This window comes from Antarcticimicrobium luteum, from assembly GCF_004358185.1.
Taxonomy (GTDB): Bacteria; Pseudomonadota; Alphaproteobacteria; order Rhodobacterales; family Rhodobacteraceae; genus Antarcticimicrobium; species Antarcticimicrobium luteum.
Map to the genome: position 1 here is coordinate 1 of NZ_SMUV01000024.1, position 9,231 is coordinate 9,231.

8 protein-coding genes and 1 pseudogene are annotated in these 9,231 nt (G+C 62.2%); 6 read left to right on the forward strand and 3 right to left on the reverse strand.

From position 1 onward, the window contains the following. Window positions 1-81: 81 nt before the first annotated feature. Together E1832_RS00435 and istA are read right to left on the reverse strand one after the other, a co-directional pair. Window positions 82-591, reverse strand: a pseudogene (locus E1832_RS00435) (ATP-binding protein); the annotation flags it as partial. Then, window positions 588-2,075 carry an IS21 family transposase gene (gene istA, locus E1832_RS00440; protein WP_133357824.1) on the reverse strand — a complete coding sequence of 496 codons (1,488 nt, stop codon included), beginning with the start codon at window positions 2,073-2,075 and terminating at the stop codon, window positions 588-590. The gene istA and the pseudogene E1832_RS00435, both read right to left, overlap by 4 nt. A gap of 90 nt (window positions 2,076-2,165) precedes the next feature. Here istA and traA point away from each other — a divergent pair, with 90 nt between their 5' ends. From traA to E1832_RS00465, 5 genes are read left to right on the forward strand one after another with little or no spacing between them, the layout of a single operon-like run. Further along, complete coding sequence (gene traA, locus E1832_RS22770) at window positions 2,166-5,411, forward strand: Ti-type conjugative transfer relaxase TraA (RefSeq protein WP_245513719.1); 3,246 nt, start codon at window positions 2,166-2,168, stop codon at window positions 5,409-5,411. Next, window positions 5,408-5,941, forward strand: a complete 534-nt coding sequence (gene traF, locus E1832_RS00450) for a conjugative transfer signal peptidase TraF (protein WP_133357826.1) — start codon at window positions 5,408-5,410, stop codon at window positions 5,939-5,941. The genes traA and traF overlap by 4 nt, the downstream gene beginning before the upstream one ends. Then, the gene (locus tag E1832_RS00455) at window positions 5,862-7,085 is read left to right on the forward strand and encodes a conjugal transfer protein TraB (protein ID WP_133357827.1); all 1,224 of its coding nucleotides are present in this window, start codon (window positions 5,862-5,864) and stop codon (window positions 7,083-7,085) included. The genes traF and E1832_RS00455 overlap by 80 nt, the downstream gene beginning before the upstream one ends. 13 nt (window positions 7,086-7,098) lie before the next feature. After that, complete coding sequence (locus E1832_RS00460; protein WP_133357828.1) at window positions 7,099-7,734, forward strand: TraH family protein; 636 nt, start codon at window positions 7,099-7,101, stop codon at window positions 7,732-7,734. Further along, complete coding sequence (locus E1832_RS00465) at window positions 7,731-8,096, forward strand: thermonuclease family protein (RefSeq protein WP_133357829.1); 366 nt, start codon at window positions 7,731-7,733, stop codon at window positions 8,094-8,096. The genes E1832_RS00460 and E1832_RS00465 overlap by 4 nt, the downstream gene beginning before the upstream one ends. Here the strand turns inward: E1832_RS00465 and E1832_RS23215 are convergent. Continuing rightward, window positions 7,985-8,425 carry a TRAP transporter small permease subunit gene (locus E1832_RS23215; protein ID WP_133357830.1) on the reverse strand — a complete coding sequence of 147 codons (441 nt, stop codon included), beginning with the start codon at window positions 8,423-8,425 and terminating at the stop codon, window positions 7,985-7,987. The genes E1832_RS00465 and E1832_RS23215 overlap by 112 nt on opposite strands. A gap of 268 nt (window positions 8,426-8,693) precedes the next feature. Between E1832_RS23215 and E1832_RS00475 the strand changes: the two genes are divergently transcribed. Further along, on the forward strand, window positions 8,694-9,231 hold a 538-nt coding region (locus tag E1832_RS00475; protein WP_133357831.1), incomplete at its 3' end, for an NAD(P)-dependent oxidoreductase.

Genomic DNA, 9,231 nt, shown 5'->3' on the forward strand with positions numbered 1-9,231 from the left:
GGAAGCTTCTGAACAGAAATATCAGGGGGGTCACTTTTGGACGCCGATTACCCCAATACAGGGGTCAATCTTGCATGCCGGTTCACAGATGAGCAGTTTGACCGAGGCCAGCTGCTTCTGGAGCCGCAGGAGGCGGCGCTCGTCGCGGGCTTCCATCAACTCGTTGACCAGTGCCGCGGCCGTAGTGAAGCTGACCGACATTCCTTTCTGACAAGCGGCCAGTCCCAGCCCCAGAGCAACATGCGTCTTGCCCGTGCCACTCGGTCCGAGCGCAATGACGTTTTCGCGCCGCTCGATCCATTCGCAACGGGCGAGGTCCAGTACCTGCATCTTGTTGAGCTTCGGGATCGCCTTGAAGTCGAAGCTGTCCAGGCTCTTCTTGGCGGGGAACTTTGCAACCTTGATCCGGCGTTCGATCATCCGCCCCTCGCGGTCGATCAGTTCCAGTTCGACCAGTCGGGCGAGGAACTGGACGTGGTCCAGGCCCTCGGCTGCACATTGGCGCGCCAGCTTCTCGTGCTCCCGCAAGAAGGTCGGGAGCTTCAGCGTCTTGAGGTGATGAGCAAGCAGGATCTGCGGAGCACCGGTCATGCCGCGTCTCCCGACAGCAGAGACATGTAGCTGGCCGCCGAGGTGGTCCCCACGTTGGCCCGCGGCAGGTAGGGATAGACATCGAGGTCCAGCTTCGGCGGCCGTTTCTCAACATGGCAGAGAGCGAGGTGCTTCACGGCATCGAAGCCGACCGCGCCCAATTGCAGGGCCTTCTTCACGGCCGCGTGGAGATCATCGATGTCGAAGGTTTCCAGCAGGCGCAAAACCTGCACATATTCCCGGCGTCCTGCCTTGATCATCCGCGCCTCCATCAGGCGGCGCAGGGTTGCGAACTCAGGCGGCAGGTTCCATTCGGCAAGAGGCGCGGCCTGATCCAAAGCATTGATCTTCCTCTCGATGAGCGGAAGGTAATGCACCGGATCGAACACCATGTCCTCGCGGTCATAGCAGCGGGGATGGCGTGCGATGAGCTCCCCACCGCAGCCGATCACAACCTCGTCGACATAGCCCCTGATCCAGACATCGCGGTGGCCGTAGGCGACCGGCACCGAGTAATCGTTGGTCTTGTAGCGCACCAGCGCCTGGGAACTGACTCGCCCGGTGGCTTGGTCGCAGGCATCAAACGGCGCGGGTGGCAGATCAGACATCACGACCAGATCTCGCACGAGGCGTTCCCCGATGGTCTCGGACTGGCCGCGCAGAACATCCGCCTGACGTTTACGACACTGCTCCTCCAGATAGGCGTTGAACGAAGCCCAACTCACAAACCGCGGGACCGGGACCATGAAGTTGCGGCGGGAATAGCCGACCAATCCTTCCGCGTTGCCCTTGTCGTTCCCCTTGCCGGGGCGGCCATAGCGGTCTCGGAACAGGTAGTGGGACAGGAACCCGCTGAAGAGCGTGGCCCGCTGACGTGTGCCGTCCGCCAGGATTTTCGCGACAAGACAGCGATCGTTGTCGTAGAGGACCGATACCGGCACCCTGCCGAAGAAGGCGAAGGCGTGGACGTGGCCGTCTACCCAGGCTTCCGCTGTCGCCGCGGGATAGGCGCGCACGAAGCAGGCATCACTGTGCGGCAAGTCCATAACGAAGAAGTGCGCCTTCTGCTCGACGCCGCCGATGACGACCACAGCCTCGCCGAAGTCGGCCTGGGCATGTCCTGGCGGATGGGCCAGCGGCACGAACATCTCTCGGCCGCGCCGCTCGCGCTCCCGCATGTAGTCCTTGATGATCGTATAGCCGCCGGTGAAGCCATGCTCATCGCGAAGCCGCTCGAATACCCGCTTCGCCGTGTGCCGTTGCTTTCGGTGGACCTCGCGATCCCCCTCCAGCCAGCCATCGATGATCTCGGTGAACCCATCCAGCTTCGGCCGCTTCACCGGCGCCGTCCGCCGGTATCCAGGCGGAACCGAGAACGCCAACATCTTCCGAACGCTGTCGCGGGAAACCCCAAACTGACGCGCAGCCTCGCGCTGGCTCATGCCTTCTGAACAAGCCAGGCGAACCTTCCGATACAAATCCACGGTGAAAATCCTCCCGCCCTCCCTGTCGCCAGAAAGGGTAAAGGTGGACGACTTTTACGCCGCCCGCAGCGGGCTCATCCCACCGCTACCGTGGTCGACTTTCTCACCGCCGTTCTCACCGTTTCGCGCGAGCGGAGCGTCTTCGATGAACGCGACATTGCGAAACATCTTCATCGCTATGTGGACGATGCGGGCGAGTTTCAGAACCTCATGGCGCAGATCATGGCGAGCCCGGAGCTTGTGATGATCGAGGCGGAGGGCGTTGATTTCGCCACAGGGGAAGTTCTGCCGAACCGCTATTCGACGCGGGAGATGATACGCGTTGAGTCAGAGATGGCGTCTCAGGCCGAGGTGCTTTCTAGCCGGGGCCGGTTCGGTGTTGCCGCCTCTGTCCGAAACGAGGTCCTGGCAGCGCAAAGCCGCCTTTCCGACGAGCAGCGGATTGCGGTTGAGCGCATCACAGGCAATGAACGTCTTGCCATGGTGGTCGGACACGCCGGCGCTGGCAAAACCACGATGATGAATGCAGCCCGCGAGATATGGGAGGCGGAGGGCTTCAAGGTCGTGGGCGGTGCGCTCGCGGGTAAAGCTGCCGAAGGTCTTGAGAAGGAGGCCGGTATCGAGAGCCGGACACTGGCCTCATGGCAATTGCAGTGGCAGCGCGATCGGCTTCACCTGGACGACACGACCATCTTTGTCATGGACGAGGCCGGCATGGTTGCCTCACGCCAGATGGCCGAAGTCGTTTCCGAGGTTGCCCGTTCCGGAGCAAAGCTCGTCCTGGTCGGTGACGCCGGTCAGTTACAGCCGATTGAGGCGGGCGGCGCCTTTGCCTCGCTTTCCAACATCACCGGCTATGCCGAACTGGAAACGATCTATCGCCAGTTCGAGCCGTGGATGCGGGAAGCTTCCATGAGCCTTGCGCGCGGTGACGTGGAAACGGCATTGACCGCCTACAACGATCGCGGCCATGTCATCGAGGCGGCCACGAAGGACGAGGCGATTGCCGCGCTCGTGAAGGATTGGGTTGCGGACTACGACCAGAACCGTTCGAGCCTGATCCTCGCTTACATGCGGCGCGATGTCCGGGCGCTCAACGAGCTTGCGCGTTCCGCTCTTATCGAACGCGGTCAGCTTTCCGAGGGGCACGAATTCCGGACCGCCGACGGCGCGCGCAATTTCGCGGCTGGCGATCAGGTCGTATTCCTGAAGAACGAAGGCTCCCTTGGCGTCATGAACGGCATGATCGGGCGCGTGGTGGACGCCGGGAAGGGCCGTATCGTCGTTGAAGTTGGCGAGGGCAAGCGCATGGTCGAGATCGATCAGCGGTTCTATGCCAATGTCGACCACGGCTATGCTACGACCGTACACAAGAGCCAGGGCGTGACCGTCGATCGCGTCAAGGTTCTGGCCGCGTCGATGTTCGACCGCCACCTTTCCTATGTGGCGCTTACCCGTCATCGGGAGAGTGTCGAGCTGTATGCTTCGGCCGACGAGTTCAAGCGGTATTCGCGGGTCGATCATATGGCCGGCATTACCGGCAAGATGGTCGAGGCCGGAATGGCGAAATTCCGGGAGGGCGAGGACGTTGCGCCGTCGCCCTACGTGGATCTTCAGGACCGGAACGGATCCACGCATCGCCTGTGGGGTGTCAGCCTTCCCAAAGCCGTCGAGCAGTCCGGAGCATCAATTGGCGATGTGGTCACGCTTCGCAAGGATGGCACCGAGCAGGTCATCGTCAAGGTTCCCGTGATCGATGAAGCGACGGGCAAGAAGCACTTCGAGGAACGTGCTGTCGAGCGGAATGTCTGGACGGCGGCAATTGTGCAGGAAAACGATCCGGTCGCACAGCGGATCGGGGCTGCTGCCATGTTCGCCAAGCCGGGGCGTATCGATCATGCCACCGGTGTGACCGGCGAGCTGGTCGAGGCAGGAGAGGCGAAATTCCGCGATCGTGAGGACGTTGAGCCGACACCCTATGCCGACCTCAAGGCGGCCGATGGAACGGTGCATCGGCTATGGGGCGTCAAGATACCGAAGGCACTCGAGGAGGCGGGAGCATCCATTGGCGATACCGTTACCTTGCGCCGGGACGGGACCGAGGACGTCAAAACGCTGGTGCCGGTCGCGAACGAAGCCACCGGGACGACTTGGCTTGAAGAGCGGACCGTGGAGCGCAACGTCTGGACCGCTGTCAGGATCGAGACGGCCGAGCAGCGGACAGCGCGGCAGGATAGCACCTCGAAGGAGCAGCCGTCGCAGGTGTTTCATGCTCTTGTCACACGCCTATCACGATCCGGAGCGAAAGGGACGACGCTCGATTACGCCGGGTCCAAGCTCTACGACCAGGCCTTGGCCTATGCGAACAATCGCGGTCTCTACGGCATCCGCGTGGCAACGGCGCTGGCGAAAAATCATGCGCGTTGGATCGAGGATCAGCGCGCGCGCCTGGCCGCCGCCGGCGCGAAACTCGCCAGCTTCATCGAGCGGTTCGGCCGCAACCAGTCCGCCCGTTCCATACCGGCCGCTCAAACTCAGCCTTGGTTGCGCGGTGTCGCGACCTGGGCACAATCCATCGGCCAAGCAGTGGAGGCTAAAGTGCAAGGTGACGCGACCCTCACAGTCCATTGGACTGACATCAACGATCGCATGAAGCTCATCTATGAGAAGCCCGAAGAGGCGATGAAGGCGATGAATCTCGCGCCGGCCCTTAATGGCAATGACGCAGCCGCCAAGGCCGAACAGAGCCGTATTCACGACCAGCTCGCCAACAATCCCGAGGCTTATGGGGCACTGCGCGGCAAAACCGGCTTGCTGGCGTCAGGAGCGGCCAAGGCTGAACGGCAGCGCGCCGTCGGCAATGTCGCGCCGCTGCGCAAATCCATGCAGGATTATATTCGTCTGCGAGCTGAGATCGCGGATCTCCGGACGGTGGAATTGAGCCGCGAACGTGACCGCCAGCGTATCGACATACCGGCGATTTCAAGTTCGGCCGAACGTGTTCTCGAGCGTGTCCGCGATGCGATCGACCGCAACGACATTCATTCGGCCATGGGCTTTGCCCTTGCCGATAAGATGGTCAAGGCCGAGATCGATGACCTCAATAAAAGCCTCGACAAAAAGTTCGGCAATCGGGCGTTCAGGGGCGGTGCGGAGCCCAAGGGCAAATCGTTCGATGCTGCCGCTGCCAAGGTCGCGCCCGGCGATCATGCGAAACTCGCCAGCGCATGGCCGATATTCAACGCAGCGCAGAAGCTTGCCGCCCATGAAAAGGATCTGCAGCAGCAACAGGCCCGCACGCAAACGCAGTCTCGCAACCCGGGCATAACCCGATGAGCAGACGGCGCAACGCCCTTGCGATCATCGGCGCCGGCGCGCTTCTGATCGGTGGCATCGCCAGCGCGTTTGCGTTCGGCGGCTACCGGATCAACTTCACCCCATCCTATCCCCTCGGGCTTTGGCAGATCGAGCCATTGAACCGGGAGATCAGGGCAGGGGACCGCATATTCATTTGCCCGCCTGAGGGCGCAGCCGCAGCACTTGCGCTGGAGCGGCATTATTTGCCCCGCGGTCTTTGCCCCTCCGGGAGCGGGCCGCTCATCAAGACGGTCGCGGCCGTCGCCGGTCAGGCGGTCGAGATCGACGGCCAGGTCCTCATTGACGGCAAGCCCTTGCCATCCTCGCTTGTCCTCAAGGCGGACGCTGAAGGTCGCGCCATGCCGATCTTTGCCGGAGGCAGGGTGAGCGAGGGCACAGTGTTCCTGCATTCGGATTTTGTTGGTTCTTATGATTCAAGATATTTCGGCCCAATCCCCACGTCCGGCGCGCTCGGCCTCGCGCGCGAAATTCTCACCTTCACCCCGTAGTATCACCGTTGGCGTAGCCTTCGTCGCGGGCGGCATCATCACCGGCACTGTGGGGTGGAGCGGCCATGCCCTGGCATTCCCGGTTGGCGTTGCATTTCCAGCACTTTGGGCATTCGCGCCCTCGCGAACCGTCGCGGCGCTTGTGGCGGCCGCCCACTTCTTAGGCGCCGCGCGCGGCCTTCCAGTCGGGACATCCATATTCTTCGGCGAGCAGCTCGCCATCGGGCTTGTTTTCTGGATTGCCGCATCGATCCTCTTCGTTGCGGTCCATGCCGCGCTCTGGACGAGAAGGGGCGGTTGGCATCGGCCGCTGCGCTACGCGATTGCGGCCATCCTCATGAGCATCCCGCCATTCGGCATCACCGGATGGGCAAGCCCGATCACGGCGGCCGGTATCCTGTTTCCGGGCTGGGGATGGTTCGGATTGGCAGCAACTGCGATCGGCCTGCTCGTCATGACGACAAGAACCTGGCCGATCGGCGCGTTCGTCCTGGGAGGATTTTACGCTTGGTCCGCCGCTACGTGGACGCCTCCCGCAGTACCGGAAGGGTGGGCAGGGATCAACACCGGCTTCAAGTTCACGGCGGCCGGGCAATATGCCGATTACGCGCAACATCTTGAGACAATCTCCATGGTGAAAGAAGCCGTAGAGCAGGGAGCAAAGGCCGTGGTCCTACCCGAAAGTGCCCTTGGCCTATGGGGCCGCACCACCGAGCGGCTTTGGAGCCGAGAGCTTGTCGGACTCGACGTAAAGGTCAATGGCGGGGCCGCCGTGGTCGATCCGGTCGGCTATGACAATGTGATGATGGAGATCGCGCCGGAAGGTTCGCGGATCCTCTATAAAGAGAGAATGCCGGTCCCGGCTTCCATGTGGCAGCCCTGGACGACCGGAGGCGCACACGCGCATTTCTTCGCCAATCCGGTTGTTGAATTCGCGGGCTTTCGCGTGGCGCCGCTCATCTGCTACGAACAATTGATCATCTGGCCGGTCCTGCAATCCATGTTGCACGACCCCGATGTGATCGTTGCCACAGGCAACGGCTGGTGGATCGGAAACACCAATATTGTCGCAATCCAGAAGGCGAGCGCAGAGGCGTGGGCCTCGCTGTTCGGCCTTCCGCTGGTGATGGCCTTCAATACTTGAGAAAGGAGCGGGCATGATCGACGCGGCTTTGATTCAACAATGTGCCGATCCGCGCTTGAGCGTCGAGATCGTTCAGAAATTTGTCGAGGAAGTCGGCGCTGCCGACCACCTGACGGTTACGGTGAAGAGCGGCCAACGGACGTTTGCCGTTCCCAAGCCGACCACGGCGGAAGAAGCGTTGGCGCTGACGCAACAGCATGTGGGCCAGGCCGTGGTTCGCGTCGGGCTGACGCAGTATCCGGCCGGCCTCGGTGTTGCCGACAAGAGCGAGTTGAGCATCGACCTGTTCGATTCCTGCGAAAATCTCCGCATGGGCACGGTTCTATTCGGCAAGGTCTACCGCATCGTCACGAAGTGGTACGGCAATCCCCGGCCGGAGGCGTTCGATGACGCGATATGGGCTTATGGCACCGGCATCTTCGAGGGGGAGCGCGTGTTCTATGCCGACGATCCCGAAGACGTGAAGGTTGCGGAGCCGAAGGCCGCCGAGGCTCAGGAGGCCGATGGTGAGCAGTCGGCAGAGACCGAGGCGGGCGAGGGGCCTTCAGAACCCCCGTTCAAGGACGAAGACCCGAACAAGGCGAGCATCCGGATCGATCTGTCCGGCATCAAATCCCACAACACGGAGCCGAAGACAGCAGGCCAATGAACAGCCATATCATCGTCACCATCATGCTTTGCGCCGTGCAGTGCGAGCCGACAGAAATCCGCATCTGGGACGGGGACACGTTCCGCGTCGGAAGCCGTGGCGGCGAATCTGTCCGGATCTTCAATATCGACGCACCGGAGATCGAGGGGAAATGCCGCTTCGAATCCGACCTGGCGCAGCAGTCCAAACAACGGCTCGCTTCCATCCTTGAGGGTGGAAAGGTGGAGATCCAGCGACAGGATACCGATCGCTACGGCCGCACCTTGGCGGCTGTCCGCGTCAACGGCCGGGACGCCGGCGACATGCTTGTGGCGGAAGGTCTGGCCCGCACATGGAGCGGAAGACGGGAGCCGTGGTGCTGATGGCCGATTACGACACGATCAAGGACCGTTTTATCCTGGTCAGTCCGGACGAGGCGACCATTCATGTCGTCAGCCGGGGCGCTGTAGACGAGGATGTCCACCGAGATATTGTGGTCACGCAGTTGGGCATAGCCCAGCGCAAGAAAGGAGGCGGCGACCATGTAGTAGTAGGTGCCGAACTCCAGGGTTCCGGCAATGGGCGCGCCGAACAGGTTCCGCATCGCCACGTCGGCGGTGATGTGAATGGCCATCAACAGCAAGAGTAACGCGGCGAGCCAGAGCGTGGCTTTGGCCGCCAGCGTCGCAAGACGGTCGATTAATGCGATCATAGATATCCTCCCCGGATGGCTGGAAGGAGGTATTACACCTCCATTTCGCGCAAGGCGCCGCCTCCGTATCACGGCACAGTGCACGGCCCCGATCAGTGCGTCCAATACGTTATCGCGGGGAAGTGAGAGGGTTGGGCTATCAACGGCTTTCTCGCCCCCGCGCTATTGAGATGCATTTCGTCTTGGCCCTCATCGCTTCGGGCCTCCTAGACTGGGCGCGAGTTTGTCGATCCGCCACAGTCCAGATTAGCCTCGGGAGCATTCGACAGTGAAAATCGGCTTCATGGGCCTTGGCGCCATAGGAACCCCGATGGCGGCGCGAATCGCCGACGCGGGCTATCGGCTCTCCGTCTGGAACAGATCTCCGGCGAAGGTCGCGGAGCTGACCGCGCAAGGGGCGCAACAGGCCGCAACCCCGGCGGCGTTGGCCGACTCCTGCGATGTCCTTTGCATCTGCGTCACCGGCGTCGAGGCGCTGGAGGACGTGGTCTTCGGCGCCGCCGGCGTCGCCAGGTCCCGCACCCCGCCGGCCTATGTGGTGGATCATTCCACTGTTCCAATGGGCGACACACGTGGCATGGCGGTCCGCCTGGAAGAAGCGACCGGCAGCATCTGGGTCGACGCCCCCGTTTCCGGCGGCATCGTCGGCGCGGAGCGAGGAACCCTTGCAGCTTTCGTCGGCGGCCCCGAACATGCCGTCGACGCCGTCAGGCCGGTGCTCGCCTGCTTTTGCGACAACATCACTCACATGGGGCCAACCGGGACCGGTCAGGCGACCAAGGCCTGCAACCAGATGATCGGCTTCC

Coding starts and splice junctions, on each gene's coding strand:
- E1832_RS00465 (WP_133357829.1), top strand. CDS start 7,731: ATGAACAGCCATATCATCGTCACCATCATGCTTTGCGCCGTGCAGTGC.
- traF (WP_133357826.1), top strand. CDS start 5,408: ATGAGCAGACGGCGCAACGCCCTTGCGATCATCGGCGCCGGCGCGCTT.
- E1832_RS00455 (WP_133357827.1), top strand. CDS start 5,862: ATGATTCAAGATATTTCGGCCCAATCCCCACGTCCGGCGCGCTCGGCC.
- E1832_RS00460 (WP_133357828.1), top strand. CDS start 7,099: ATGATCGACGCGGCTTTGATTCAACAATGTGCCGATCCGCGCTTGAGC.
- E1832_RS23215 (WP_133357830.1), bottom strand. CDS start 8,425: ATGATCGCATTAATCGACCGTCTTGCGACGCTGGCGGCCAAAGCCACG.